Below are 26204 nucleotides of genomic sequence, written 5' to 3'. Positions count from 1 at the left end.
TCACTCTCAATAACCGACTGCGGCACCTGCTGGGCGGCGAACATCATTAGCCCCATAAAGATAGCCCTCACGGACTTTCCCTGACACCGCGGAATCATTACCCGAGTTGGCGGGGCTGACCCCATCAACACCCGCTAAACCGACCAAAATCAACTCAGCAGCCCCCCATGGATTCTGCTCAACCATGTTATATCCCATGGTTTTCAGTAGATTAAGACTATCCGCTGAGACGCCGCGCTGCTCGTAGTAGACCTCATCCGGGAGCCACTGATGATGAACCCGTGGTGCATCCACGGCCTCTTGAGGGGCCATGCCGTGGTCGATGATATTTAATGCTGTTTGCAAGGTAATGGTGATGATCCGCGAGCCGCCCGGTGATCCTAATACCATAAATGTCTTACCGTCTTTAGTCACCAATGTTGGGCTCATCGACGATAGTGGGCGCTTACCGGGGGCGATGGCATTGGTGGCTCCCTGTACCAAACCGTACAGGTTTTGTTCACCCACTTTGACAGTAAAATCATCCATTTCATCATTCAGGAAAAAACCGGTACCGGGTGCAATCACTACCGCGCCAAAGCGGCCGTTCACGGTGTAGGTCGTCGAAACCGCATTGCCCTCATGGTCGACGATAGAGTAGTGGGTGGTTTCCGGTTTTTCATGGGGCTGCATACCCGGCTGCACTTCTACTGAAGGCGTCGCTTTATTGGCGACAATTTGCTTACGAATATCAGCGGCATAACTTTTGCTGAGCAGCCGGTCTATTGGGTTTTTAACAAACGCCGGATCACCGAGGAAAGTATTGCGGTCCATATAAGCATGGCGCATCGCCTCCGTCAGAGTATGGATGTAGGCGGCGGAGTTAAAGCCCATATTTTTGAGGTCATAACCCTCAAGGACATTCAAAGTTTCACACAGAGTCACGCCACCGGAGCTGGGGGGCGGGGCGGAGACAAATTTATAGCCACGATAGCTACAGGTGATGGGGGCAGTTTCTGTAATTTTATAGCTGGCAAAATCGGCTGCGGTTAAAATGCCGCCACCTTTTTTGGCTGCGGCTTCAACAGCTTGAGGTATTTTCCCCTGATAGAATGCATCCGGGCCTTGCGCGGATATTGCGCTCAGGGTATCAGCCAGGTCCGCTTGAATCAGGCGGTCACCCGGTTGCAGCGCTTCCCCATTTTGGCGCAGGAAAATACGTGCAGATTCAGGGTCTTGGCGAAAGCGCTTCACGGTTGTATCCAGAATGTCAGTGTCGGCGCGGGTCAACACAAAACCTTCACGGGCCAATTTAATCGCCGGGGCCATCACTTGCTGGCGCGTCAATTTACCGTATTTCTTCTGCGCGCTGTCCATCCCCAATACCGTGCCGGGCACCCCCGCGGCCAAATAGCCATACAAGCTGGCATCTTTGGTCACTTTGCCCGCTTTATCCAGATACATATCGGCACTGGCTGCGGCTGGCGCGGTTTCACGGAAATTTATAAATGTGTCCGTTCCATCTGCAAGGTGAATGGTCATAAAACCACCGCCGCCGATATTGCCACAGCAAGGATTCACCACCGCCTGCGCGTAGCCCACGGCTACTGCAGCATCGACCGCATTCCCACCCATTTTTAAAATGTCAGTTCCAACCTGTGACGCCAGATATTGGGATGTCACCACCATGCCATTTTTCGCCTCTACTGCCGGGGTTGAGGCCGCATGCAGTGTCCCGCTGACCAGAAAAGCCAATACAGCCAAGGGTCTGTTCCATTTTTGCAAATTCATTCTCACTCCTGTTATTGCCTGCCCGCCAGGGATTACCCGGTCATTTTTGTTTGATAGCGCAAAGGTGCTGCTTATGGAGCGCACAAAATACACATCAGTAATAATTAATAGCAGAATAAATGTTTGCGGCTGCTAATTAATTGGCGGCGGAAGGTGGCGGAGTCAGCTATTTGGGAGCTAATAGGCTGATTTTTGCTCAGTTAAAATGAAGTTAAATGAAAGTAACTGATTGAAAATAAAGCGATATGCTTAAGGGCGATAAGATAGGATTAGAAATAATAATTATAGAGATTTCGTGGCGGGGGTTTGAAGTTGTCTGCTTTAGGAAGTCGGCAAAGAAAAGCCCCGTATCAATGTGAATTAATACGGGGCTGTTTGTCATACCCGACAGTATTACGCCAGCCTTTTCCCCGTCGAAACACCCGGGGGCTTGCGACCCCTGAGCAAATCAGGGGCGTCATAAGCGGTTATTACAGTTTAGCGGCGTTTTCAGACAGGTATTTAGCCACGCCATCTGGAGATGCGCCCATACCGGCTTTCCCTTTTTCCCACTGAGCAGGGCAAACATCGCCGTGTTCTTCGTGGAATTGCAGGGCGTCAACCATACGCAGCATTTCATCAATGTTACGGCCCAGTGGCAGGTCATTAACCACTTGGTGACGAACAACACCGTTTTTGTCGATCAAGAAAGAACCACGCAGTGCAACACCCGCGTCTGGGTGTTCAATACCGTAAGCTTGCTGAATTTCACGTTTGATATCAGCAACCATTGGGTATTTAACTTCACCAATACCGCCTTTATCTACTGGAGTTTTACGCCATGCGTTGTGTACAAACTCGGAGTCGAAAGAAACACCAACAACTTCAACACCACGTTTCTGGAATTCTTCGTAACGGTGGTCGAAAGCGATCAACTCTGAAGGACAAACGAAAGTAAAGTCCATTGGCCAAAAGAACAGGACGGCAGGGCGGCCGTTCAGGTGTTTTTTCAGGTTGAAGTTTTCAACGATTTCGCCGCTACCAAGAACAGCAGCTGCTGTAAAATCAGGGGCTTGACGAGTGACCAGAACCATAAATTACTCCTGTTAATGAGGGATGGATTAACCAGTTGTCTTAAAAGTATCGGCACAGCATAGGTATTTAAGCGCAATGAATAAAGGGATAAATACCAATCGCTGTGATAGCTTTTACCTATTGTTATTGCGATTTTAGTTTCTTAGTCTTGCTAAGATACCCATTATTGCAGAAAGCGCAAGTGACTTAGTGTCAATAACCGTACAGATTGAGATGCTTTGAGCTAAATGTGTTTCTGTTGTGCCTGCAACATCATGGCAGGATAAAAAGCCCAAAACAGTTGTTCTAATGGCTGATAGTGTTGCTCTATATCGTAAAAAGAGCCTGCAAGCGCGGCTAATTTGGGCCGTCGATTTGCCATACCTTGTAACACATCAGCTATAAAGGGTAGTTCAGCATAACGTTCCAGCCAACGCTCAGGCCACAGATAAGCATTGAGGTTCTGGAAACGAGCCGGTGTTTGCGATAAATGTGGCAAAATTTGCTGTTGCGCGTGTTCAGTAAAATCGGGCAGGGTGCAGCCCGGCATCAGCTTATCCCAGTGGCGCGCCAGAAAATGGTCCCACAGCACATCCAGTGTGATAGGGGCAACACGGCGATAATCGGCACTAAAATAAGTTCGCGCCTCTTTCACGAGCGGCAAAGTATCGGTCATGACGTCAACGCGCCGATGCATCATGATACCGGCGACTATCTCAGGGGAGTATTCACCCTGTGGATTACCCCGGACAAAGTCAGCCAGTAAATTGCCCAATAAAGAGCTGTCAGCCAAGGTGGCGAGATGGAGATGAGCAAGAAAATTCATCAGCTGAGTATATACCCTTATTACTTTAAGTTGCAGCCTGCCCTTGAGGGCTCTAGACTAACGGCCTATTTTTTGCGAACCGGGCCACCATTTTCGGTGGTCGGGTCTGTCCTGATATAAAGTGGAAAACCATGCGTGTTGCCGATTTTTCTTTTGAGCTCCCGGAATCTCTGATTGCCCATTATCCTCAGCCCCAGCGGAGCGGTTGCCGCTTATTGTCGCTGGATGGCCCGACGGGAACATTAACGCACGGTATTTTCACTGATTTGCTGGATAAGCTAGTGCCCGGTGATCTGTTGGTGTTCAATAACACGCGGGTTATTCCGGCGCGTTTATTTGGTCGTAAAGCCAGTGGCGGCAAACTTGAAGTATTAGTGGAGCGCGTGTTGGATGACCACCGTGTTCTGGCTCACGTCAAAGCGTCGAAAGCCCCCAAGCCGGGTGCTGAGTTGCTGTTAGGCGACGATGAGAGCATTCAGGCCACCATGTTGGCACGTCATGACACGCTGTTTGAATTGCGTTTTGACGATGAGCGCGATGTTTTGACTATTTTGAATGCTGTCGGTCATATGCCTTTGCCTCCTTATATTGATCGTCCTGATGAAGATGCTGACCGTGAGTTATATCAAACGGTATACAGTCAGCGCCCAGGCGCGGTAGCCGCCCCAACTGCCGGGTTGCATTTTGATGAGCCGATGTTGGCGGCATTGCGGGACAAAGGCATTGAGATGGCTTTTGTGACTTTGCATGTTGGCGCAGGGACATTCCAGCCGGTGCGGGTCGATACCATTGAAGACCACATCATGCATTCTGAGTATGCGGAAGTGCCTCAAGAAGTCGTTGATGCAGTATTGGCCTGTAAAGCCCGTGGCAACCGCGTTGTTGCTGTGGGCACAACATCAGTCCGGTCATTGGAAAGTGCGGCTAACGCCACTGATGACGGCCTGATTGCCCCCTTCTTTGGCGATACTCGCATTTTTATTTATCCGGGTTATCACTATCAGGTGGTGGATGCATTAATAACCAACTTCCATTTACCTGAATCAACATTAATAATGTTGGTTTCTGCTTTCGCTGGTTATAAAAATACCATGAATGCTTATCAGCAGGCAGTGGCAGAACAATATCGCTTTTTCAGTTACGGCGATGCGATGTTCATCAGCCGTAATCCACAGGCAAGCACAGAAATGATATCCCAAGAGGAAGCGGGTAATCAGTAGCCTTATGCCGACCTTTTTGCTGGGAATTATATCCCCTAAATCCGCATAGGTGATTACCCCCTGAAATACCCGGAGCCAGGCTGCATCTGTCTCCGGGGTAAATGTGGGTTAATGGCCTTTGGCCGCTTCTTCAATCAAGGCAATGATTTCATTGGGATGGGAAGCCAAAGAGGCGTGGCTGGAGTCCAGACGAATGGTTTTCTTCGGTTTCATCCGCTCTGTAAACCACTGCTGAGTTTCTGGCGGTATCATATGGTCCTGATTGGAAATCTGATACCAACTGGGTATGGTTTTCCAGGCCGGTTCTGCCGAGGTGTCTTCAAAGCAACGACCTGAGGTAGGTTTTTGCGCGGCAGTCATAATGATGGCTTCGTTTTTGTCTAAGTCGTGACAGAAACTTTCGTGGAATTTGTCCCGCTTAATCCAAAGAAAACCATCCGCATCGGGAACAAGATTGGCCGCCCCCGAAGGGGGCTCGCGTAGTTGGAAAATACTGCCAAGACTTTCGCCTTTATCCGGCGCAAAAGCGGCAACAAAGACCAGCCCAACAACATGAGGTAAATCACCAAGTTGGGAAATAACCATCCCCCCATAGGAATGACCAACCAAAATGGTGGGGCCTGCCAATGAAGCTGCCAGCTTTCTTGTTCGGTCCACGTCATCCGCCAACGATGTCAGTGGGTTTTGTACTGCATATACCGGATAATCTTTGTTGTGCAGCGTAGGAATAACATGACGCCAGTGAGAGCCGTCGCCCCATGCGCCGTGTACTAATAGGATATTCGGTTTTTTTGTCATTTTTTGCCCCGTATTATCAGCAGGGATAATGAAAATAGGTCGGTGGATAGGTGGCTATCTGCGGTGTCACAGATTCATTAAAAGTATAGTTCAAGCATGACTTTTTATGGCGATATCGGCCTATGTCGCGCTGCTAATGCCATCCAGCAAGACGACTAAGTATTATCAATAAAGTGGCACACAAAATTATAGAATAATGCATATAACGATAAGTGCTACTTGAGCTGGCTGGCTTGTGTCGCGGGTGAATCAGTTGCTATCATGCGCTCCTTTTAATCACGCACCAGACTGTTTCTCTGATGCTGGAGGTTATGTGAAGTACGAATTACAACAAACGGATGGCCGCGCCCGTCGTGGTCGCCTGGTATTTGAACGCGGTGTTGTAGAGACCCCGGCATTTATGCCGGTCGGCACTTACGGCACCGTCAAAGGGATGACACCGGAAGAAGTCAAAGAAACCGGTGCACAGATCTTGCTGGGGAACACTTTCCACCTGTGGTTGCGCCCAGGCCAAGAAATCATGAAGTTGCACGGCGACTTGCATGATTTTATGCAATGGCACGGCCCCATTCTGACGGACTCCGGCGGTTTCCAGGTATTCAGTTTGGGGGCAATGCGCAAAATCAAAGAAGAAGGGGTGACGTTCCAAAATCCGATCAATGGCGATAAAGTTTTTCTTAGTCCGGAAAAGTCGATGGAAATTCAGTACGATCTCGGTTCTGATATCGTCATGATTTTCGACGAGTGCACCCCATACCCAGCAGACTGGGATTATGCTAAGCGTTCAATGGAAATGTCATTGCGCTGGGCTGCACGTAGCCGCCAACGTTTTGATGAACTGAACAATAAAAATGCATTGTTCGGCATTATTCAGGGCGGTGTTTACGAAGATTTACGTGATGTGTCCGTAAAAGGGCTGGTAGAGATTGGTTTTGATGGTTACGCTGTGGGCGGCCTGGCAGTAGGTGAGCCAAAAGAAGATATGCACCGCATTCTGGAGCATGTTTGCCCGCAGATCCCCGCGGATAAACCACGTTATTTAATGGGCGTGGGGAAACCGGAAGATTTGGTCGAGGGTGTACGTCGTGGTATCGACATGTTTGACTGTGTTATGCCAACGCGCAATGCCCGTAATGGTCATTTGTTTGTCACTGACGGGGTGGTAAAAATCCGTAATGCCAAGCATAAGAGTGATACTGCAACGCTGGACGAGCATTGTGATTGCTACACTTGTCGCAATTATAGCCGTGCCTACTTGCATCATCTCGACCGTTGCAACGAAATACTGGGTGCGCGGCTGAATACCATTCATAACCTGCGTTACTACCAACGCTTAATGGCGGGTTTACGTCAGGCTATTGAAGAGGGTAAATTAGAGCGCTTCGTTGAAGATTTCTATGGCCGGATAGGGAAACCAGTTCCGCCACTATCTCCACAATTAAGCGTTTGATTTTAAAATTATTACCTTTGTATTTGTCGATCTAACAGTTACGATTTAGCGTTTCTGTTTTATCGCACTGATTTCACACTACTGATTTTGATAACAATGAGGGAATTTTAATGAGTCTTTTCATTTCTGATGCTGTCGCATCCGCTGGAGCTCCGGCTCAGAGCAGCCCGTACTCCCTAGTGATTATGCTGGTGGTATTTGGTCTGATTTTCTACTTCATGATCCTGCGTCCACAGCAAAAACGTGCCAAAGAACACAAAAAGCTGATGGATTCTATTGGTAAAGGTGATGAAGTGTTGACCACCGGTGGTTTACTTGGTCGTGTCACTAAAGTTGCGGAAACAGGTTATATCGTCATCGCGCTGAACGACACCACTGAAGTGATGATCAAACGTGACTTCGTGGCTGCCGTTTTACCGAAAGGTACAATGAAAGCTCTGTAATTTTCGATTTTCCCGAAGGGAATTGCCGTGTTAAACCGTTATCCTTTGTGGAAGTATCTGATGCTGATCGTCGTGATCTTCGTCGGTCTGCTATATGCACTTCCCAACCTTTATGGTGAGGATCCGGCTGTTCAAATCACTGGTGCGCGAGGAATCGCCGCCAGTGAAACAACGCTGGTCCAAGTCCGTGACGTTTTAGAAAAAGACAACATAGCGAGCAAGTCTATTGCGCTGGAAAACGGTGCAATCCTGGCTCGCTTTAAAGATCCCGACGTCCAGCTACGCGCCCGTGAGGCACTGATGGCTGCGCTGGGGGACCAATACGTAATCGCCCTGAACCTAGCTCCAGCAACGCCTTCGTGGCTGGCTAAACTGGGTGCAGAGCCGATGAAACTTGGCCTTGACTTGCGTGGTGGTGTGCACTTCTTGATGGAAGTGGACATGGATACTGCGCTTGGCAAGCTGCAAGAGCAAACGATGGATACCCTGCGCAGTGATTTGCGTGAGAAAAATATCCCGTATGCAACGGTACGTAAACTCGATAATTATGGTGTTGAAGTGCGTTTTCGTGACGACAAAACTCGCGATGATGCCATCAGCTACCTTTCTCCTCGCCACCGTGATTTGGTGATCGGCTCCAATGGCAGCAATACGTTAAAGGCTGTGATGAGCGATGACCGTCTGCGGGAAGCGCGCGAATATGCGGTTCAACAAAACATTACGATTCTGCGTAACCGGGTTAACCAATTAGGTGTAGCCGAGCCATTGGTTCAGCGCCAAGGGTCAGATCGTATAGTGGTTGAGTTACCCGGTATTCAGGATACAGCCCGAGCCAAAGAGATCCTTGGTGCGACTGCAACTCTGGAATTCCGCCTGGTAAACAGTAATGTTGATGCTTCTGTCGCTGCCTCTGGTCGTGTGCCTGGCGATTCAGAAGTCAAAAATACCCGTGAAGGTCGCCCGGTTGTCTTGTACAAGCGTGTTATTCTGACCGGTGACCATATTACCGATTCAACCTCTAGCACCGACGAATATAACCAAGCTCAAGTTAATATTTCGCTCGATAGTGCCGGTGGTTCTGTGATGTCTAATTTTACCAAAGACAATATCGGCAAGCCGATGGCGACTTTGTTTGTAGAATACAAAGACAGTGGTAAAAAAGATGCCAACGGCCGGGCTGTTCTGGTTAAGCAGGAAGAAGTTATCAACGTGGCGACCATCCAGTCGCGCTTAGGTAACAGTTTCCGCATTACCGGCATTGATAACCCAGCCGAAGCTCGTCAGCTTTCTCTGCTGCTGCGTGCGGGTGCATTGATTGCTCCAATCCAGATTGTGGAAGAGCGCACTATCGGGCCAACTTTGGGTTCCCAGAACATTACTCAAGGTTTGGAAGCCTGCTTATGGGGCTTGGCAGTTTCTATCCTGTTTATGGTGATTTACTACCGTAAATTTGGTGTGATTGCCAGTACCGCACTGTTGGCTAACTTGGTGTTGATCGTGGGCGTTATGTCTCTATTACCGGGGGCGACATTAACTATGCCGGGTATTGCCGGGATAGTATTGACGCTGGCGGTAGCAGTTGATGCTAACGTACTGATTAACGAGCGAATAAAAGAAGAGTACAGAAACGGGCGGACGATACAGCAAGCGATTCATGAGGGGTACAAAGGTGCCTTCTCAAGTATCGTCGATGCGAACGTAACGACACTCATCACAGCCATTATTCTTTACGCTGTGGGGACCGGTTCGATTAAAGGCTTTGCGATTACAACAGCTATTGGTGTCGCGACATCAATGTTCACTGCAATAGTCGGTACTCGTGCCATCGTCAACCTGCTTTACGGCGGCAAGCGCATTAACAAGCTGTCTATTTGAGGAGTACGTTGTGGCACAGGATTATACTGTTGAACAACTGAACTATGGCCGTAAAGTCTATGACTTTATGCGCTGGGATTACGTTGCTTTCGGCGTCTCACTGCTGTTGTTAGTGGCATCCGTTGTGGTGATGGCGACTAAAGGGTTTAACTGGGGTCTGGATTTCACCGGTGGTACGGTGATTGAAATTAGCTTGGAAAAACCTGCGGATATGGATCAACTGCGTGATACTTTGGAAGCGGCGGGTTTTGAATCGCCAATCCTGCAAAACTTTGGTAGCACCCGTGATGTGATGGTACGTATGCCACCCGCCACCGGAACAGCCGGGCAGGAGTTGGGCAACAAAGTCATTTCCGTGATCAATGAGTCAGTTGATAAGAATGCATCAGTAAAACGTATTGAATTCGTTGGGCCAAGTGTGGGCAGTGATTTAGCCCAGGCGGGTGGTATGGCGCTGCTGGTCGCATTACTGTGTATTCTGGTCTATGTCGGTTTCCGTTTTGAATGGCGTCTGGCATTGGGGGCGGTTATCGCTCTGGCGCATGACGTGGTTATTACCATGGGGATCTTGTCGTTATTCCATATTGAGATTGATTTAACCATCATCGCGTCATTGATGTCGGTTATCGGTTACTCACTTAACGACAGTATCGTGGTATCAGACCGTATTCGTGAAAACTTCCGCAAGATTCGCCGCGGCACGCCTTACGAAGTCATGAACGTGTCTCTGACCCAGACTTTAAGTCGTACTATCATGACTTCAGCAACTACGCTGATGGTGGTATTGATGCTGTTTATCTTCGGCGGTGCGATGCTGCAAGGCTTCTCATTGACGATGCTTATCGGTGTTTCCATCGGTACTGTTTCATCCATCTACGTTGCGTCCGCGTTGGCGTTGAAACTGGGCATGAAACGTGAGCATATGCTGCAGCAGAAAGTTGAGAAAGAGGGTGCTGATCAGCCTTCGATCCTGCCGTGATAGTGTAAAGCGGTAATACGCACGAAGCCCTGACACCGTTAAAGCGGTATCAGGGCTTTTTTATTGCTGATTGGTTGCGTTAGATTCCCTATGAAATAGCATTGTTACGTTGTTCTTTGCTATTATCTCAATTAATATAGTTATTATTGATGTAACTGTTATTTTATTTAAACTTACAAGTTCTAATTAATAAGAATAAAAGATCATTAAGCTGATGTATTCTGGAAGTTATAGCATTGATTTGATAGTTAATTCCTCAATTATTTAATAATGTTCATAAGAGATGTTCTATATCATGTATGAATATTCCATTAAAAAATAAGGGGTTATTGATGTGTTTGCTTGCCAAAATTGTTATTGCGAATATTAATTCGTCATTCCATTCACCTCAAGTAATTGATAACGAAAAAAACAGTAATTTATTGAATGACATTAAAGTGGAAATAATACAGGAATTTAGTAAAATATATTTTGATAAAAAATCAAAGATAAGTAAATGTATAGGAAAAATAACAAAAAGCCCTAATATTGATAATGTTATCGATAATGTTAATGCCTACCTTGATAAAAGTAAGGGGACAGACAGAAATAAAGTATTTATTGATAATTTAAGTGCATTGATTAGAGACGAAAATTCAGTGATTGGTAAAGAGTATCGTTTAATTACTCAATCAGAAAAATGTTATAAGTTGGTCCATAAATATTTTTCTGACTCAGAAGCTGCATTGACACCATCTGCGGTTGAACAGGGGGTTAGACAACACGAAATTAAAATAAAAGCCCAATTTTTGGAGGGTTTGGGAACTGAAAAAGAGAAAGAAACTATTATTAATAAAACAAAGGAAGCGATAAAAAACGCAAATGAAGAATTTATCGCGTTGGAAGATCTTCATAGGGTAACTTATGCTTTGGTATCAATGTACAACACTGAATTCTCTAAAACTGAAAAAGTGGCGGATGTTGGCAAGCTTAAAAATATCATACCTGAAGGCGTTGTATTGAATAATGATGAATTGAATGAATTCAAACTTCAACTTGAGCGGTTAAATAATAAAAATAGAGCCTATATTGAGGCGATAAACTCAAATTTGGATTTGCTACCATCTACATTTGATAAATTAAATCATCTTGAAAATAAGATAATTCCTGATGTACGAGATATGATAAATACGGCAAGAAGTGAGTTGTTGTATCCGCTAGAAAATATTTGGACGCGGCTAGCAAATGCTATCTCCGCTTTTCTATTCCCGGCAATCTCTAAAGAGAAGCAGGATAAAAAAACGCAGCTTGAAAATAATCTGTCAGAATTGAATCGATTAATAACTGAATTAAGTAAAAAACCAAACTACGATAATGTGATGAAATCCTCATGGCTTTATGAATTGGTTTCTCATTTGTTAGTTCAGGGTACGCCGGTTCAATATCCTTTTGACCCTCTCAATGTGTTATCGCCGGATCGTAAAGTTTGGTTAGAACTGCAAAAGGAATGGTTGAAGCCCCTTGAGTCTAAATCCGATGAGCCGAAGCTTTCGTCATAGTTGATCGACATAAACTGCCGCTTCCGCCCTTTGTTGTCGCGGCAGTTCGCGGTAAACTATAACTAAGTTTAAGTTCACCCATCAGGAAGCGCTATGCATTGCCCGTTTTGTGCCGCTGTGGATACCAAAGTCATTGACTCCCGTCTGGTGAGCGATGGTTCGCAAGTGCGCCGTCGCCGCCAGTGTTTAGATTGTAATGAACGTTTTACTACTTTCGAAGTGGCTGAATTGGTGCTGCCGCGCGTCATTAAAAGTGATGATGTGCGCGAACCCTTCAATGAAGAAAAATTACGGCGTGGCATGCTTAAAGCACTCGAAAAACGCCCGGTTAGCTCGGATGATGTCGAAACTGCCATCAGCCACATCAAATCTCAATTACGCGCCACAGGTGAACGTGAAGTGCCGACCAAGATGGTCGGCAATTTGGTGATGGAAGCATTGAAACGCTTGGATAAAGTGGCTTATATCCGCTTTGCCTCGGTCTATCGCAGTTTTGAAGATATTCGCGAATTTGGCGAAGAAATCGCCCGCTTGCAAGATTAGCGAGTAAAATTGCTACGCCGCTAGCACGGTGCTAATTGTCACAGCATAAAAGAAAGGAAAGCCATGCAGCCCGATGAGTTTTATATGGCGCGAGCCTTTGAATTGGCGCGATTGGGGCGTTTTACCACACCACCGAACCCTAATGTCGGGTGTGTCCTGGTGCGTGACGGTGAGATTGTTGGCGAGGGTTATCACCTGCGAGCCGGGGAACCTCATGCAGAGGTGCATGCTTTAAGGATGGCGGGTGAGAAAGCACATGGCGCGACCGCTTATGTCACTCTGGAACCTTGCAGTCACCATGGGCGCACGCCGCCTTGCGCCGATGCTTTGCTGGCCGCGGGAGTCAAGCGTGTGGTGGCTGCGATGCAGGACCCCAATCCTCAGGTCGCCGGGCGCGGTTTATATAAATTGAAGCAAGCGGGCGTCACTGTAGAGAGTGGTTTGATGCTGGCAGAAGCCGAAGCGGTTAATCTTGGTTTTTTAAAGCGGATGCGCACTGGCTTTCCTTATTTGCAACTGAAAATGGCGGCATCTTTGGATGGCCGCACGGCAATGGCCTCCGGCGAAAGCCAATGGATAACTTCGCCCCAGGCGCGCCAGGATGTGCAGCGCTTTCGCGCTGAAAGCTCCGCAATCCTTAGCACCAGCGCCACTGTTTTGGCCGACGATCCTTCGCTGACCGTGCGCTGGCAGGAGTTAGATGCGAAAACCCAAGCGCTGTATCCTCAAGACAGGCTACGCCAGCCAACACGAATTATACTTGATAGCCATAACCGCGTTTTGCCTACGCATAAAGTAATACAGCAAGATGGCCCATGCTGGCTGGCTCGAGTGGCGTCAGATGAGAAGTTATGGCCTGATAATATCGAGCAATTATTGTTGCCCCGTCACGGTAATGGCGTGGATTTAGTCTTATTGATGATGCAGCTGGGCAAGCGGCAAATTAATTCTGTTTGGGTCGAAGCAGGGCCACAACTTGCCGGCGCTTTGTTGCAGGCCGGTGTCGTTGATGAACTCATTCTTTATATTGCGCCCAAATTGTTAGGCAGCGATGCACGTGGGTTATGCCAGTTGGCTGGGCTAACAGAGCTCAGTGATGCCCCAGAGTTTGACTTCACCGACGTCCGTCGGGTGGGGCCGGATTTGCGTCTGCGCTTAAAACCGAAGTATTAACGAAAATTATCCAGCAGGGATTCCCTCTGCTAATCATAGTCTTGCCAGCGTTTTACAAATGCGCAGGGGCGGGGCGTGAAAGAATATGATAGAATCCGCCCCCCTGCGGGGTATGAACCCATATTGAGGAAAGCTATGAACGTTATCGAAGGTGTTGTTGCTACTCCTAATGCCCGCGTGGCGATTGCAATTGCGCGTTTTAACAACTTTATCAACGACAGCCTGCTGGAGGGTGCAATTGATGCCCTAAAGCGTATTGGCCAGGTTGCTGATGACAACATTACGGTTGTTTGGGTGCCGGGTGCTTATGAATTGCCGCTGGTGGCTAATGTGTTAGCAAAAACAAATCGTTACGATGCGGTAATTGCGCTGGGTACGGTTATCCGCGGGGGTACCGCGCACTTTGAATATGTTGCTGGTGAAGCGAGTTCTGGTTTATCAAGTGTCGCCATGAACAGCGATATCCCGGTAGCTTTCGGTGTGCTGACCACAGAAAGTATCGAGCAGGCCATTGAGCGTGCCGGCACTAAAGCGGGTAATAAAGGGGCCGAAGCTGCCCTGACCGCGCTTGAAATGATTAATGTCATCAAAGCCATTAAAGGCTGAATTTAGTTAAGTTAAGGGGAATTCCGTGAAACCTGCTGCTCGTCGCCGCGCTCGTGAGTGCGCTGTTCAAGCGCTCTACTCTTGGCAGTTGTCTAAAAACGACATCGCTGATGTTGAATTACAGTTCCTGTCGGAGCAGGATGTCAAAGATGTAGACATCGCCTATTTTCGCGAATTGCTGTCCGGGGTGGCTGTTAACGCCGCATCTCTGGATGCGCTAATGGCGCCTGTTCTTTCCCGCCAGCTCGAAGAATTAGGTCAGGTTGAAAGAGCAGTTCTGCGTATTGCACTGTTTGAACTGAGCAAACGTGATGATGTCCCTTATAAAGTGGCAATCAATGAAGCTATCGAACTGGCCAAAACGTTCGGCGCGGCAGATAGCCATAAGTTCGTCAACGGAGTGTTAGATAAAGTGGCTCCGACGGTACGTAAACGAAAATAATTCGTTGCATTAATGACTTGAATTGGGGCCGGTTTCCGGCCTTAATTTATTGATCAGTTAACATTTCTGGAATTGTATTATGGCATGTGGCGAATTTGACCTCATTGCCCGCTACTTTGACCGGTTTAGAAGTAATCGCCGGGATGTAGAGCTGGGTATTGGAGACGACTGCGCACTTCTTACCGTGGCAGAGAAACAGCTGTTGGCCATCAGTACAGATACACTGGTGTCTGGTGTTCATTTCCTACCGGATATTGATCCGGCCGATCTCGGATACAAATCTTTAGCGGTAAACCTCAGCGATTTAGCCGCGATGGGGGCCGATCCTGCCTGGCTATCTCTGGCTCTGACCCTACCTGGCGTTAATGAAGACTGGTTACAATCATTCAGTGATAGCTTGTTTGATCAGCTCAATTATTACGGCATGCAATTGATTGGTGGTGACACCACGCGTGGGCCGCTGAGTCTGACCCTGACCATTCAAGGTTTAGTCCCGGAAGGGCGCGCATTGACGCGAGCAGGAGCCCGGATTGGTGACTGGATTTATGTTACCGGTACATTGGGGGACAGCGCTGCTGGTTTAGCCATCTTGCAAAATGAGCTGCGGGTTGATGATGAACAGGATCGCGCTGCACTGATTCACCGCCATTTGCGGCCGCAGCCTCGCGTCTTGCAGGGGCAGGCTTTACGCGATCTGGCAAGTTCCGCTATTGATATCTCGGACGGCCTGATTTCTGATCTACAACATATTCTGAAAGCCAGTCACTGTGGTGCGCGTATTGAGCTGGATGCTTTACCCTATTCTGATGCTCTAAAAAATCAGGTAGATGCAGATCAAGCTTTGCGCTGGGCACTGAGTGGGGGTGAAGACTATGAATTATGCTTTACCGTACCGGAGATAAACCGCGGCGCACTGAAAGTGGCATTGAGCCATACCGGGGCAGGTTACACCTGTATTGGTCAAATTGGCCCGCAATCTGAAGGGGTGAAATTTTTCCATGAGGGTAAGGCGGTTGAGATGAATTTACAAGGTTTTGACCATTTCTCAGCAGGTAAATCGCATGGATGAAGCTAAACGTCGTCTGCGGTTATCTAACCCGTGGCACTTGTTGGCGACGGGTTTTGGTAGTGGGTTATCGCCATGGGCTCCGGGCACCATGGGGTCGCTGGCTGCCATTCCTTTCTGGCTGTTATTGATTCAGTTACCTTGGCAACTTTATTCTCTGTTTGTGATGTTTAGCATCTGTATTGGTGTCTATATTTGTCATCGCACCGCGAAAGATATGCAAGTTCATGACCATGGAAGTATCGTCTGGGATGAATTTGTTGGTATGTGGATTACCTTGATGGCATTACCCGTCAATGATTGGCAATGGGTCGCCGCAGGTTTTGTGGTATTTCGTATCTTTGATATCTGGAAGCCCTGGCCAATCCGCTGGTTTGATCGCAATGTTCACGGCGGCATGGGAATCATGGTTGATGACATTATCGCCGGGGTAGTTGCTGCTGCGATTATTTTTGTTCTCGGGCATTATTGGCCAGTAGATTTATTTTATTAAATAGCCATTAGAACAAAGGCATAACCGCGTGGTTATGCCCTAAACCGACTTATTATTGCAGCCAGGCGGTAATTTGGCGCTGTATACCGGCGGCATCTAGACCAAATTCGGCGCGCATTTCATCTTGTTCACCTTGTGGCACAAAGTGGTCTGGTAAACCCAGATTCAACACTGGCACTAATTGGCGTTTGGCCATCAGCAACTCATTCACACCGCTGCCAGCACCACCCATAATGGCGTTTTCTTCCACAGTCACCAATATGTCGTGGCTGGCCGCTATTTCTAATATCAACTCTTCATCCAGCGGCTTAACGAAGCGCATATCCACCAAGGTAGCATTCAGGTTGTCGGCCACAATTTGTGCCTGAGCGAGTAATGTCCCAAAGCATAATATGGCCACTTTTTCACCTGCACGGCGCACAATCCCTTTCCCAATGGGCAGTATTTCTAATGGCGTTAACACAGCCCCGGTACCATTGCCGCGCGGGTAACGCACTGCCGCCGGCCCATTGTGATGATAGCCAGTGTGCAGCATTTGGCGGCACTCGTTTTCATCACTCGGGGTCATGATGACCATGTTAGGGATGCAGCGCATGAATGAAAGATCAAATGCGCCTTGGTGGGTTTGCCCATCGGCACCCACTAAACCGCCACGGTCAATGGCGAATAATACCGGCAGATTTTGAATCGCCACATCGTGAATTAACTGGTCATAAGCTCGTTGCAGGAAAGTTGAATAGATGGCGACAATCGGTTTGTAACCACCAATAGCCAGACCCGCGGCGAAAGTCACAGCATGTTGCTCAGCAATCGCGACATCAAAATACTGCTGCGGATATTCACGCGAGAAGCGCACCATCCCCGAGCCTTCGCGCATTGCGGGAGTCACCGCCATTAACTGGCTATCTTTGGCGGCAGTTTCACATAACCATTCACCAAAGATTTTAGAATAAGTGGGTAAACTTCCCTGACTTTTCGGCAACGTGCCGGAGGCCGGATCAAACTTGGGTACTGCATGCCAGCCGATGGGATCTTGTTCAGCGGGGGCGTAGCCTTTGCCCTTTTTGGTCATGATATGCAACAGTTGCGGCCCTTTCAGGCTGCGCATGTTTTTCAATGTTTGTGTCAACGCCTGCACGTCATGGCCATCTACCGGGCCGATGTAATTAAAACCTAACTCTTCAAATAAAGTACTTGGCACCACCATGCCTTTCAGGTGTTCTTCAGTGCGCTTGAGTAAATCCTTAATTGGCGGTAAACCCGAAAATGCCTTTTTACCCCCTTCGCGCAGGCTGGCGTAGAGTTTGCCAGATAATAACTGGGCCAAATGATTATTCAGGCCGCCTACGTTTTCTGAGATGGACATTTCGTTATCGTTAAGGATAACCAGCATGTCGGAATGAATGTCACCCGCATGATTCATGGCTTCGAAAGCCATGCCGGCAGTAATAGCGCCGTCACCAATGACACACACGGTACGCCGCCCTTTGCCCTCACGCTCCGCCGCCACCGCCATCCCTAAACCTGCGCTGATGGAAGTTGAAGAATGGCCGACAGAAAGCACGTCATATTCACTTTCACCACGCCACGGGAAAGGGTGCAAGCCATCTTTTTGGCGAATGGTACCTATTTGCTCGCGACGACCGGTCAATATCTTGTGCGGATAAGCTTGATGGCCGACGTCCCACACCAGACTATCAAACGGGGTGTTGTAGACGTAATGCAACGCGACAGTGAGCTCGACCACGCCCAATCCAGAAGCAAAATGCCCACTGGAGCGGCTGACGGAGGCAAGCAAATACTGCCGCAGTTCATCACATAACTTCGGCAGACTTTCTTTCGGCAACATGCGCAGCTCTTCAGGATTCTGTGCAAGTGCCAATGTCGGGTATTTGGCTATATCAAGACTCATTCGATGCTCATATCAAAAATGGTAAGTAGGCATTCACGAACTGCCAGTATATTTTTAATTATCACGCTCAATAATAAAACAGGCTAACGCCTGTAGCGGCGCTATGTTATAGGATTGTTCCGACAGCGCATGCAGGGCGCTAAGCGCTTCCTGATACAAATCCATGGCTTTGGTTTTAGCGCAATCTAGCCCCAAAAGTGCCGGATAAGTACTTTTCCCGTGCTGCTGGTCGGCTCCCTGACGTTTACCAATTGTAGCGGTATCACCGATAACGTCTAAAATATCGTCCTGTACCTGAAAGGCCAGGCCGATTGCATTTGCATAGCGGTCAAGTAATGGCAATGCTTCGCGCCCAGGGGTGCCAGCGGCCAGCGCGCCAAGGCGAACTGCGGCACGGATTAATGCTCCCGTTTTATGGCGGTGAATTTTTTCGAGGTCATCAAGTGTTATCTGGCGTGCCTCTGCTGCCAGGTCTAATGCTTGGCCGCCACACATGCCCGCCACGCCGCTGGCATGGGCTAATTCTGCAATCATCGACAGCCGGTCTTGGTCTGCCACATCGGGCATCGGGGCTGCTGCCAAGATAGAGAAGGCCAAGGTTTGCAGCGCGTCACCGGCTAAAATCGCATTGGCTTCGCCAAATTTCACATGGCAAGTGGGCTGACCACGGCGCAAATCGTCATCATCCATCGCCGGCAAATCATCATGAATCAATGAATAGGCATGGATACACTCTATTGCGGCGGCAGGAGCATCCAGATTAGCCAGTGATAAGCCGAACATTTGGCCTGTGGCGTAGACCAAATAAGGGCGCAGCCGTTTGCCGCCTAGCACGGCACCATAGCGCATGGCGTTGACTAATTCACTGTTAGCAAAAGGCAGTGGCGCGATGAAATCCAACAGAGCCTGATTGACTCGCTGCTGATGCGCGGCAAGTTGCTGATTAAAATCAGCTGAGGAGTGGGTGTTAGACATAAGGCTACTCAGCATCCGGCGTGAACGGGGCCAATGGCGCGTCTACTTCGTCGCTCAGGAGAACCTGAACACGTTGTTCGGCTTGCAGCAGAGTCTGTTGACCAATACGTGCTAATTGTACGCCACGTTCAAATTCATTTAACGCCTCTTCCAGCGGGAGTTCACCGGACTCGAGGCGAGTCACTATCTGTTCCAGTTCACTGAGCGATGTCTCAAAGCTGGCGACTTTTGTTTCAGGTGATGCGGCTTTTTTCGGCATAGTTTTATTCGACTCGGTATTTTTATGAAACGTAACCTTGATGGTGCGAAACGTTTCCCTGCTTGCTGAAAGCAACTTTTCAGGTCAAAAGTTTATTACCTGCTATTCTAGCGGATAATGAAGGGGAAATCGTGGCGTTTAAGTCTGGTTTTTAGTACGCAGCAGCGCAGCATATAGTGATATACTCCACGGCTTGCATGTTTTCGCTAACGCCTTTGACTGTTGCTATCAATAGCGACGCCATCGCTCCATAACCAGACAACTAAAGACCGCCATGAAGTTTATCATTAAATTGTTCCCAGAAATCACCATCAAGAGTCAATCTGTGCGATTGCGCTTTATTAAGATCCTCACAACCAATATCCGCAACGTATTGAAAAACCTTGAGGACGATACTCTTGCGGTTGTTCGTCATTGGGATCATATTGAAATCCGCACCAAAGATGACAATCTCGGCCCACAGATTTGTGAGGCGCTAACCCGCGTTCCGGGGATCCACCATATTCTTGAAGTGGAAGACCGCAGCTACACCGACATGCACAATATCTTTGAGCAAACGCTGGCAGCCTACCGTGAAACACTGGTCGGGAAAACTTTCTGTGTCCGGGTGAAACGCCGTGGTAAGCATGAATTTTCTTCTGGTGATGTTGAGCGGTACGTCGGTGGCGGTCTGAATCAACATATTGAAAGTGCCAAAGTGAAACTGACCCATCCGCAGGTCACTGTGCATTTAGAGATTGATCAAGACAAACTGATACTTATCAAAGCGCGTCATGAGGGATTAGGTGGCTTCCCGATTGGTACACAGGAAGATGTTTTATCCCTGATTTCCGGTGGTTTTGACTCGGGTGTCTCCAGCTATATGCTGATGCGCCGGGGGTGCCGGGTGCATTATTGTTTCTTCAATCTTGGTGGCTCCGCCCATGAAATTGGCGTGAAGCAAGTCGCTCATTATTTGTGGAATCGTTTTGGCAGTTCCCATCGGGTGCGTTTTGTTGCTATCGATTTTGAGCCGGTAGTGGGTGAAATCCTCGAAAAAATCGAAGACGGTCAGATGGGCGTGGTGTTAAAACGCATGATGGTGCGTGCTGCATCTCAGGTTGCTGAACGTTACGGTGTTCAGGCGTTGGTGACCGGGGAAGCGCTGGGGCAAGTGTCCAGCCAGACACTGACTAACTTGCGCTTGATTGATAATGCCTCTGACACTCTTATCTTGCGCCCGCTGATTTCGCACGACAAAGAGCATATCATCAATTTGGCACGGGAAATCGGCACCGAAGATTTCGCGAAAACCATGCCAGAATATTGCGGGGTTATTTCCAAAAGCCCAACAGTGAAAGCGGTTAAAGCCAAGATTGAAGAAGAAGAGTCTCACTTTGATTTCTCCATTCTGGACCGGGTGGTCAGTGAAGCTAAAAATGTCGACATCCGTGAAATCGCCGAGCAAAGTCGTGAACAGCTGGTTGAAGTTGAAACCGTCGCCGAACTGACGGACAGCGAAGTATTGCTGGACATCCGCGCGCCAGATGAGCAGGATGAAAAGCCACTCAAGCTGGATGGTATTGAAATACGGGCGCTACCCTTCTATAAGCTGAGTTCGCAATTTGCCGATTTAGACCAGAGCAAAACCTACCTGTTGTATTGCGACCGCGGTGTGATGAGCCGTTTGCAGGCGCTTTATTTGCGTGAGCAGGGGTATAGTAATGTGAAAGTGTATCGTCCATAAATTATCGTTAGCGGCTACTGCGCTTTGCCACTCTGGGCTGGCGCAGTGCTCGCCGCCGTCACGTACTCCGTGTACGCTCCGTTGGCTGCGCGCTGGGCGCACCCAGATTGACTTTGCTCGCGACGCCTTGTCGGGCTAAGTTTAGCGGCTACTGCGCTTTGCCACTCTGGGCTGGCGCAGTGCCTCTTTGTCCACTGATCATCAGCCGCTAGTAGCGATAATCTTTTTTATCGATGCCGTATTTTTTCATCCGCAAATAGAGTTTCTTACGCGGCACCTGCAAATACTCCGCAACATCATTAATCCGCCCTTGATGGATATTCAGCGCCTCATTAATAATCCGGCACTCATATTGTTCGATGCGCTCATCAAGCGGGGTGCTCTCAGTGTCATTCGCCAATTCCCCAGTAGTATCCGCCAATGGCATGACCCCGACGGCAAATAATTCTGCGGCATTCAGGAGTTCGCGAATATTCCCCGGCCACGGGCGGCGGCACAAACTTTTCACAAAAGCCTCGCTCAGTTGCGGGCGCTGGCGATTCAGCCGGATGCAGGCATTCTCCAGGTAATGGCGGAATAACACTTCGATATCACCGGGGCGTCGTGCCAGTGGCAGGCATTCAATATGGCTTAGAGAGAAACGATAATAGAGTTCCGGCACTAATTGTTGCTGTGCGGCCAACTGAGTGGCAGGGGTATGGCTTAACGCAATGAGACGAAAGTGGCAATCATCCGGGCTTTGCTGTTGGGCCAGTAGGCGCTGCTGCTGCTGGCTCAGTAACTCAATGTTTTTAATCACTAAGGTGCCACCGCATGCTTGGGTTATCCAATTCTCCAGTGGCATAGCCACTTCACTGGCGGGGTCCGCTATCACCAGCGGCTTATCCCTGCGCTGGCTTAACTGATGCAGATGGCGGGCAGCCAGAGTGCGGCCCGTCCCGAGTTCGCCATATAAGAACACTGGCACATCCACATCGGCCAACATCTGTAGATTTTCGCGTAACTGGCGAACCCAACCACTGCTACCCAGTAAGTGCTCACTTAGCTGCTCGCGCTGCCAGCAACGCCGGGTTATCAGGGCATGGCGGTCGGCCAGGGCTTGATTAACACTGAGGAGCAACTTTTCCGGATTAACCGGTTTTTCTAGAAAGTCATATGCGCCTTTTTTAACCGCTTCGACCGCCATGGGAACATCGCCATGGCCGGTTATCAGTAAAATAGGCAGGTGGCTATCTTGCTCGAGCAATATTTCCAGCAGGGCCATTCCGGATAATCCCGGCATACAAACATCACTGATAACCATGCCGCGCCAGTCAGTTGGGATCATTTCTGCGGCGGCCAGTGGCGAGCTACAGGAATAGACCTGATATCCCTCTTGCGTCAGAATTTGTTGATAAGCTTCCAGTACATCAAGATCATCATCAATCAGTAAAATCTGCTGTTGATGGGTTAAGGGGGATTGTTTCTCATTTGACATGGTCGAGGCTCCTAAATTGCAGAATTACCATGGCGTGACAATCTAAAGTCGAGGCCAGCCGCAGTTCTCCGCGGCACTGTTCCATAATGGACTGGCTAATAGATAACCCGATGCCAAGCCCGACCTCCTTGCTGGTGGTAAAAGGTTGGAGCAAGCGGTCGGCCAATGCGAGGGGCCAGCCTTGGCCATTGTCACTTATCATCATGAGTAGGTGGTTGGGCTGTTTATCTAAGCTGACGGTAATCTCTGGCGCCACTTGTGGACTGGCTTCCAAGGCGTTTGTCAGCAAATTAACCAGCACCTGCTGAATACGAATTTCGTCACCATAAACAGCGGGAATATTATCCGGCGCAATAAGGCGGGCATTTAATGGCCGATGGCGCAAGGCGAGTAACTCCCATGCATCATTCAGGCTGCGGTTGAGGTCAATAGGTTGTTGCTGTTGGTTGGCATCACTGCGCCGTGAAAATTGCCGTAATTGATTGATAATATTTACAATTCTTAGGTTTAACCCCCGCATCTTAGCAAGATTACCCGCCAGCGTTTGATTATCCCCTTTGTGTAGTGCGCGCTCACTACTGAAAATATAAAGTGATAATGCATTCAGTGGCTGATTGATTTCATGGGCTAAGGTGGTCATGGTTTGCCCCACTACCGCCAGTTTAGCCGCCTGAATCAGCTCATCTTGCGCGGTGCGCAGGTTATTCTCAATCACCATCCGCTCACTAATCTCTTGTGTTAACTGATTTTTTTGCTGATTTATCTGGCTGATAGTGCGCCGCAGCAAGCCCGCAATGCGCCCGAGTTCATCACCGCCATAGACCGGAATGGTGGTGTTTAATTCACCGCACCCTAAGCGAGCGACAGATTGATTCAGCAGAGTGAAGCGTTTGATCAGACGTGAGCGGATATAGAAATGATTAAGAATAAAGGCAAATAGCAATGCCAGCAGGGTGGCAATGGCAATCAACAAGCCGCTAATGCTCATGATATGCCCCAGCCGCTGATTAAATGTTTGCAGCTCTTGATGGCTGCTCCCTAACTGGTTTTCTATCTGAGTTCGAAAGTGGCTGAGTGTCTGTTCTTTCGCGGCAATGGTGTGCTCAAGACTTGCCTGAGCCGCCGCGCGCTCTTGCAAAATTGCCGGCATTTTCTTGTCGGCAATCCCCAGATTGAGTAGCTCATCAATGGTTTGGCGCAATGTGATAGTGCTGGGGTGTTTAGCCAGTGATTGCATATTGGACTCAGCAGTTTGCTTAAGATAACTAAGATAACGAATGTGGTTATTCAGGCTATCAATATTCGTATTGGTCAGTTGTTCGCGCAGGTCATCGACGATTTGTGTTTCAATATGCGCCAGTGCATAGACCAGCTGCAGCTCATCTTGCACATTGCGCAGTGTGGTTTGCAGTTGTCGGTTTTTGTCGATGCTGGTTTTTTGCGTTAATTGATCAATTAGCGAACCTTGCTGCCAGCTAATATCTTGCGAAAGAGAAGTTAGCTCATTATTAAAATCATCGTGCAACCAGTTAATCCGCGCGGCAATTTCCGCCACTTTCTCTTTCGCCAAAAAATTGCTGTAAAGTGCGCTGTCTAACTGCAACAGGAGTTCACGGCTATGGTTGAGTGTAATCGCCAGTGGCTGCTGATTATCAGGGGTTAGGCTGCGGCTAGCTTGTTCAATCTTATCTAGACGATGTGAAATTTGGTCGCGCATCTGAATGCGGGCGCTGGTGTTCGGCGCATGTTGGAATTCATTCAACTCTTGAATAAGTGCATTGAGATCTTCTTCTAACTGAAAAGATGCCTGAATCTTTGGGAAATACTCATTTAGCGCGTAACGGATTTGCTGGCTTTGCTCATTCCACGAATAGAGGCTGACGGCGCTGACAAACAGGGTCAGAACCGCACCAAAGGCAAATGCCCAGCGCAAGAGAGAGCTGATGGTGATTTGTTGCCATAAACGATTCATTTGAGTGATTCCAATTGCTGGATCGCCAAATATTGTTGCTGCTGAAAGAATTGCTGCCACGCCATTAGTTCTGTTTCCTGCGAATTATCGGCATTTTTCGGCTGATTAAACAAGGCCAGATAATTGCTGTCACTGGCCTGACGGGCTGACACGGGGATGGCGGTCAGTAATGCGCGGATTTCAGGCAGAGGCCGCTTTAAGCGGGTTTCGGCATTGTGTAATGCTTTCCAGGCATCTTGTAATTGATGCAGACGGAAGCTTATCGCGGTATCGAAAAGCTGTTGCACCAATTGCTGGCGCAGCAGAATTTGCCGGTAATCTAGCGGGGTTTGCTGTAGCAAACGTTGCTGTTGCTTGGCGCGAGGGTCGCTTTCTGGCAGTGGAAAAACTGGATATTTACCGGTGGCGGTGTCAGACAGTGCTTGTTGCCCAGTGTCACTTAATAAGAAATGAATAAAGCGCGTGGCATCAGCTTGGTGCGCGCTGTTTTTGGTTATCGCAATAAATGTCGGTGAAGCGCCACTTTGCGGGAAGTAACTGAAAGTGAGTTGAGGGTCTTTTAGCAGCAATGTGGCGTAGTTATCAATAATCGGCCCGGCGATCCCTAGCCCGGTTTTGATTTTATTGGATACCCCAAAACTGCGGGATGAAATCGTCGCCAGATTGCCCGAAATCTCCAGCAAGGTTGCCCAGCCATGTTCCCAACCGCGCTCTTGCAGTAAGGTTTCTATCATCAAGTGATTGGTATCGGAGCGCGAGGGGCTGCTCATCAAAATCATCCCCTGATAGCGGGCATCTTTCAGCCCTTCCCATGTGGTGGGGGTCGGAAGGTGTTTTTCTTTTAGCCGGGTGCTATTGGCTAAAATGCCATAACCTGAAATCGCCACGGCCACGGTGGAGCTGCGGATAGACTCGGGCACTAATTGTGGTTGGGTTTGCTGCGGCAATGGCGGCAGGGCCATTAACTGTTGGTGATCTTGTAAATGCTGCATCAGCATGGGCGATGAGGTCAGAATCAGGTCGATACTTTCCCCCATCGGGGTATCCAACAGCCGCTCAAGTGAAGAACTGGTGCGGTTAAGGGTGCGGACAGCAATAGATTGCGGCTGTTTTTGCCATTGGGAAATAATATGTGCGGTGGCTTCCGGGGAGAATGTCGTCGCGATAACCAACTCATTTGCTATAGCTGCACGAGCCAATCCGCTGACAAAGATTATACTCAGCAGTAATGTGGTTAATGCGCGCATATATTTTATTTCCTCTGCTAATGTGTGACTAATATCAAAAAAACAATAAATAAACGTTATATTTTCTCGGCCGATATTGTTCTTATTTGTCCCATTTTTATCTTTTTCAGATAAATAAAATAACAATAATGATAAATGAGTTAATTTTGACTCATAAATTTCTGCCGATTGTGTCGATATTGAAACATATTAACACTGTTGCATCCATAGGGGCATCATTGCATGCTGGTCAGGTAACATAATGACGTAGTGGGCCCAGCAATATCAACTGTTTTGTGTCTGCGCTGTCATCTGTTTATTCGGTTGGTGCTATTACCAAAAAAAGAATTATTGGCCTCAATGCCAGGGTTTCTATTTTTCT

The 26204-nt window shown here is 48.5% G+C and carries 23 protein-coding genes; 13 read left to right on the top strand and 10 right to left on the bottom strand.

What is annotated here, in order from left to right; genetic code table 11:
* Positions 1–6: 6 nt before the first annotated feature.
* The 3 genes from ggt to D5F51_RS13915 form a co-directional block, all read right to left on the bottom strand.
* Entirely contained in the window at positions 7–1770 is a 1764-nt protein-coding gene (gene ggt / locus D5F51_RS13925; RefSeq protein WP_129197372.1) for a gamma-glutamyltransferase, read from the bottom strand.
* Positions 1771–2240: 470 nt separating this feature from the next.
* Positions 2241–2843 carry a peroxiredoxin C gene (locus tag D5F51_RS13920; RefSeq protein WP_025377390.1) on the bottom strand — a complete coding sequence of 201 codons (603 nt, stop codon included), beginning with the start codon at positions 2841–2843 and terminating at the stop codon, positions 2241–2243.
* Between the two features lie 224 nt (positions 2844–3067).
* Positions 3068–3649 carry an acyl carrier protein phosphodiesterase gene (locus tag D5F51_RS13915; protein WP_025377391.1) on the bottom strand — a complete coding sequence of 194 codons (582 nt, stop codon included), beginning with the start codon at positions 3647–3649 and terminating at the stop codon, positions 3068–3070.
* Between the two features lie 131 nt (positions 3650–3780).
* Between D5F51_RS13915 and queA the strand changes: the two genes are divergently transcribed.
* On the top strand, positions 3781–4869 hold the full coding sequence (gene queA, locus D5F51_RS13910) for a tRNA preQ1(34) S-adenosylmethionine ribosyltransferase-isomerase QueA (protein ID WP_129197370.1): 1089 nt from the start codon (positions 3781–3783) through the stop codon (positions 4867–4869).
* 108 nt (positions 4870–4977) lie between these two features.
* Here queA and D5F51_RS13905 read toward each other — a convergent pair whose 3' ends face one another.
* Positions 4978–5667, bottom strand: a complete 690-nt coding sequence (locus D5F51_RS13905; RefSeq protein WP_087769385.1) for an alpha/beta hydrolase — start codon at positions 5665–5667, stop codon at positions 4978–4980.
* Positions 5668–5980: 313 nt separating this feature from the next.
* Between D5F51_RS13905 and tgt the strand changes: the two genes are divergently transcribed.
* The 11 genes from tgt (at position 5981) to pgpA (ending at position 16275) form a co-directional block, all read left to right on the top strand.
* The gene (gene tgt / locus D5F51_RS13900; RefSeq protein ID WP_025377395.1) at positions 5981–7117 is read left to right on the top strand and encodes a tRNA guanosine(34) transglycosylase Tgt; all 1137 of its coding nucleotides are present in this window, start codon (positions 5981–5983) and stop codon (positions 7115–7117) included.
* Between the two features lie 110 nt (positions 7118–7227).
* Positions 7228–7560 carry a preprotein translocase subunit YajC gene (gene yajC, locus D5F51_RS13895; protein ID WP_005166605.1) on the top strand — a complete coding sequence of 111 codons (333 nt, stop codon included), beginning with the start codon at positions 7228–7230 and terminating at the stop codon, positions 7558–7560.
* A gap of 27 nt (positions 7561–7587) precedes the next feature.
* On the top strand, positions 7588–9435 hold the full coding sequence (gene secD, locus D5F51_RS13890; protein WP_025377396.1) for a protein translocase subunit SecD: 1848 nt from the start codon (positions 7588–7590) through the stop codon (positions 9433–9435).
* Positions 9436–9445: 10 nt separating this feature from the next.
* Complete coding sequence (gene secF, locus D5F51_RS13885; RefSeq protein ID WP_129197368.1) at positions 9446–10414, top strand: protein translocase subunit SecF; 969 nt, start codon at positions 9446–9448, stop codon at positions 10412–10414.
* 299 nt (positions 10415–10713) lie between these two features.
* The gene (locus D5F51_RS13880; RefSeq protein ID WP_129197366.1) at positions 10714–11952 is read left to right on the top strand and encodes a hypothetical protein; all 1239 of its coding nucleotides are present in this window, start codon (positions 10714–10716) and stop codon (positions 11950–11952) included.
* 93 nt (positions 11953–12045) lie between these two features.
* Positions 12046–12495, top strand: a complete 450-nt coding sequence (gene nrdR, locus D5F51_RS13875) for a transcriptional regulator NrdR (protein WP_004716459.1) — start codon at positions 12046–12048, stop codon at positions 12493–12495.
* Between the two features lie 63 nt (positions 12496–12558).
* Positions 12559–13668, top strand: coding sequence for a bifunctional diaminohydroxyphosphoribosylaminopyrimidine deaminase/5-amino-6-(5-phosphoribosylamino)uracil reductase RibD (gene ribD, locus D5F51_RS13870; protein WP_025377399.1), 1110 nt, complete (start codon positions 12559–12561; stop codon positions 13666–13668).
* 135 nt (positions 13669–13803) lie between these two features.
* Positions 13804–14274 (top strand): 6,7-dimethyl-8-ribityllumazine synthase, encoded by a 471-nt coding sequence (ribH, locus tag D5F51_RS13865; protein ID WP_025377400.1) that lies wholly within the window; start codon positions 13804–13806, stop codon positions 14272–14274.
* A gap of 25 nt (positions 14275–14299) precedes the next feature.
* Positions 14300–14716, top strand: coding sequence for a transcription antitermination factor NusB (nusB, locus tag D5F51_RS13860; RefSeq protein WP_005166503.1), 417 nt, complete (start codon positions 14300–14302; stop codon positions 14714–14716).
* A gap of 79 nt (positions 14717–14795) precedes the next feature.
* A complete protein-coding gene (gene thiL, locus D5F51_RS13855) occupies positions 14796–15785 on the top strand; it encodes a thiamine-phosphate kinase (protein ID WP_025377401.1) in 990 nt (329 codons plus the stop codon).
* The gene (pgpA, locus tag D5F51_RS13850; RefSeq protein WP_025377402.1) at positions 15778–16275 is read left to right on the top strand and encodes a phosphatidylglycerophosphatase A; all 498 of its coding nucleotides are present in this window, start codon (positions 15778–15780) and stop codon (positions 16273–16275) included. The genes thiL and pgpA overlap by 8 nt, the downstream gene beginning before the upstream one ends.
* Before the next feature lie 52 nt (positions 16276–16327).
* On the opposite strand, the gene dxs is transcribed toward pgpA, so the two are convergent.
* Genes dxs through xseB form a run of 3 tightly spaced genes read right to left on the bottom strand, consistent with a single transcriptional unit; the run spans position 16328 to position 19421 of the window.
* Positions 16328–18187, bottom strand: coding sequence for a 1-deoxy-D-xylulose-5-phosphate synthase (gene dxs / locus D5F51_RS13845; protein WP_129197364.1), 1860 nt, complete (start codon positions 18185–18187; stop codon positions 16328–16330).
* A 54-nt stretch (positions 18188–18241) separates the two neighbouring features.
* The gene (gene ispA, locus D5F51_RS13840) at positions 18242–19162 is read right to left on the bottom strand and encodes a (2E,6E)-farnesyl diphosphate synthase (protein WP_025377404.1); all 921 of its coding nucleotides are present in this window, start codon (positions 19160–19162) and stop codon (positions 18242–18244) included.
* A 4-nt stretch (positions 19163–19166) separates the two neighbouring features.
* Positions 19167–19421, bottom strand: a complete 255-nt coding sequence (gene xseB / locus D5F51_RS13835) for an exodeoxyribonuclease VII small subunit (RefSeq protein ID WP_025377405.1) — start codon at positions 19419–19421, stop codon at positions 19167–19169.
* A 274-nt stretch (positions 19422–19695) separates the two neighbouring features.
* On the opposite strand from xseB, the gene thiI reads away from it, so the two are divergent.
* A complete protein-coding gene (gene thiI, locus D5F51_RS13830) occupies positions 19696–21147 on the top strand; it encodes a tRNA uracil 4-sulfurtransferase ThiI (protein WP_129197362.1) in 1452 nt (483 codons plus the stop codon).
* 208 nt (positions 21148–21355) lie between these two features.
* Here thiI and pgtA read toward each other — a convergent pair whose 3' ends face one another.
* The 3 genes from pgtA to D5F51_RS13815 are packed head-to-tail and all read right to left on the bottom strand — an operon-like array spanning position 21356 to position 25843.
* Positions 21356–22624, bottom strand: a complete 1269-nt coding sequence (pgtA, locus tag D5F51_RS13825; RefSeq protein WP_129197360.1) for a two-component system response regulator PgtA — start codon at positions 22622–22624, stop codon at positions 21356–21358.
* Entirely contained in the window at positions 22614–24596 is a 1983-nt protein-coding gene (gene pgtB, locus D5F51_RS13820; RefSeq protein ID WP_129197357.1) for a two-component system sensor histidine kinase PgtB, read from the bottom strand. Before pgtB ends, pgtA begins: the two co-directional genes overlap by 11 nt.
* Entirely contained in the window at positions 24593–25843 is a 1251-nt protein-coding gene (locus tag D5F51_RS13815) for an ABC transporter substrate-binding protein (protein ID WP_129197354.1), read from the bottom strand. Before D5F51_RS13815 ends, pgtB begins: the two co-directional genes overlap by 4 nt.
* Between the last annotated feature and the right edge of the window lie 361 nt (positions 25844–26204).

This window comes from Yersinia hibernica (assembly GCF_004124235.1).
Taxonomy (GTDB): domain Bacteria; phylum Pseudomonadota; class Gammaproteobacteria; order Enterobacterales; family Enterobacteriaceae; genus Yersinia; species Yersinia hibernica.
The sequence above is the reverse complement of the archived record's forward strand: the minus strand, read 5'-3'. Positions and strand labels throughout refer to the sequence as shown.

Bases quoted from the DNA above. Each gene is read 5' to 3' on its own strand.
- xseB (WP_025377405.1), bottom strand. From the start codon at position 19,421: ATGCCGAAAAAAGCCGCATCACCTGAAACAAAAGTCGCCAGCTTTGAG.
- nrdR (WP_004716459.1), top strand. From the start codon at position 12,046: ATGCATTGCCCGTTTTGTGCCGCTGTGGATACCAAAGTCATTGACTCC.
- thiL (WP_025377401.1), top strand. From the start codon at position 14,796: ATGGCATGTGGCGAATTTGACCTCATTGCCCGCTACTTTGACCGGTTT.
- D5F51_RS13920 (WP_025377390.1), bottom strand. From the start codon at position 2,843: ATGGTTCTGGTCACTCGTCAAGCCCCTGATTTTACAGCAGCTGCTGTT.
- thiI (WP_129197362.1), top strand. From the start codon at position 19,696: ATGAAGTTTATCATTAAATTGTTCCCAGAAATCACCATCAAGAGTCAA.
- queA (WP_129197370.1), top strand. From the start codon at position 3,781: ATGCGTGTTGCCGATTTTTCTTTTGAGCTCCCGGAATCTCTGATTGCC.
- D5F51_RS13915 (WP_025377391.1), bottom strand. From the start codon at position 3,649: ATGAATTTTCTTGCTCATCTCCATCTCGCCACCTTGGCTGACAGCTCT.
- D5F51_RS13815 (WP_129197354.1), bottom strand. From the start codon at position 25,843: ATGCGCGCATTAACCACATTACTGCTGAGTATAATCTTTGTCAGCGGA.
- yajC (WP_005166605.1), top strand. From the start codon at position 7,228: ATGAGTCTTTTCATTTCTGATGCTGTCGCATCCGCTGGAGCTCCGGCT.
- ribH (WP_025377400.1), top strand. From the start codon at position 13,804: ATGAACGTTATCGAAGGTGTTGTTGCTACTCCTAATGCCCGCGTGGCG.
- D5F51_RS13905 (WP_087769385.1), bottom strand. From the start codon at position 5,667: ATGACAAAAAAACCGAATATCCTATTAGTACACGGCGCATGGGGCGAC.
- D5F51_RS13880 (WP_129197366.1), top strand. From the start codon at position 10,714: ATGAATATTCCATTAAAAAATAAGGGGTTATTGATGTGTTTGCTTGCC.
- ggt (WP_129197372.1), bottom strand. From the start codon at position 1,770: ATGAATTTGCAAAAATGGAACAGACCCTTGGCTGTATTGGCTTTTCTG.
- ispA (WP_025377404.1), bottom strand. From the start codon at position 19,162: ATGTCTAACACCCACTCCTCAGCTGATTTTAATCAGCAACTTGCCGCG.
- dxs (WP_129197364.1), bottom strand. From the start codon at position 18,187: ATGAGTCTTGATATAGCCAAATACCCGACATTGGCACTTGCACAGAAT.
- pgpA (WP_025377402.1), top strand. From the start codon at position 15,778: ATGGATGAAGCTAAACGTCGTCTGCGGTTATCTAACCCGTGGCACTTG.
- pgtA (WP_129197360.1), bottom strand. From the start codon at position 22,624: ATGTCAAATGAGAAACAATCCCCCTTAACCCATCAACAGCAGATTTTA.
- pgtB (WP_129197357.1), bottom strand. From the start codon at position 24,596: ATGAATCGTTTATGGCAACAAATCACCATCAGCTCTCTCTTGCGCTGG.
- ribD (WP_025377399.1), top strand. From the start codon at position 12,559: ATGCAGCCCGATGAGTTTTATATGGCGCGAGCCTTTGAATTGGCGCGA.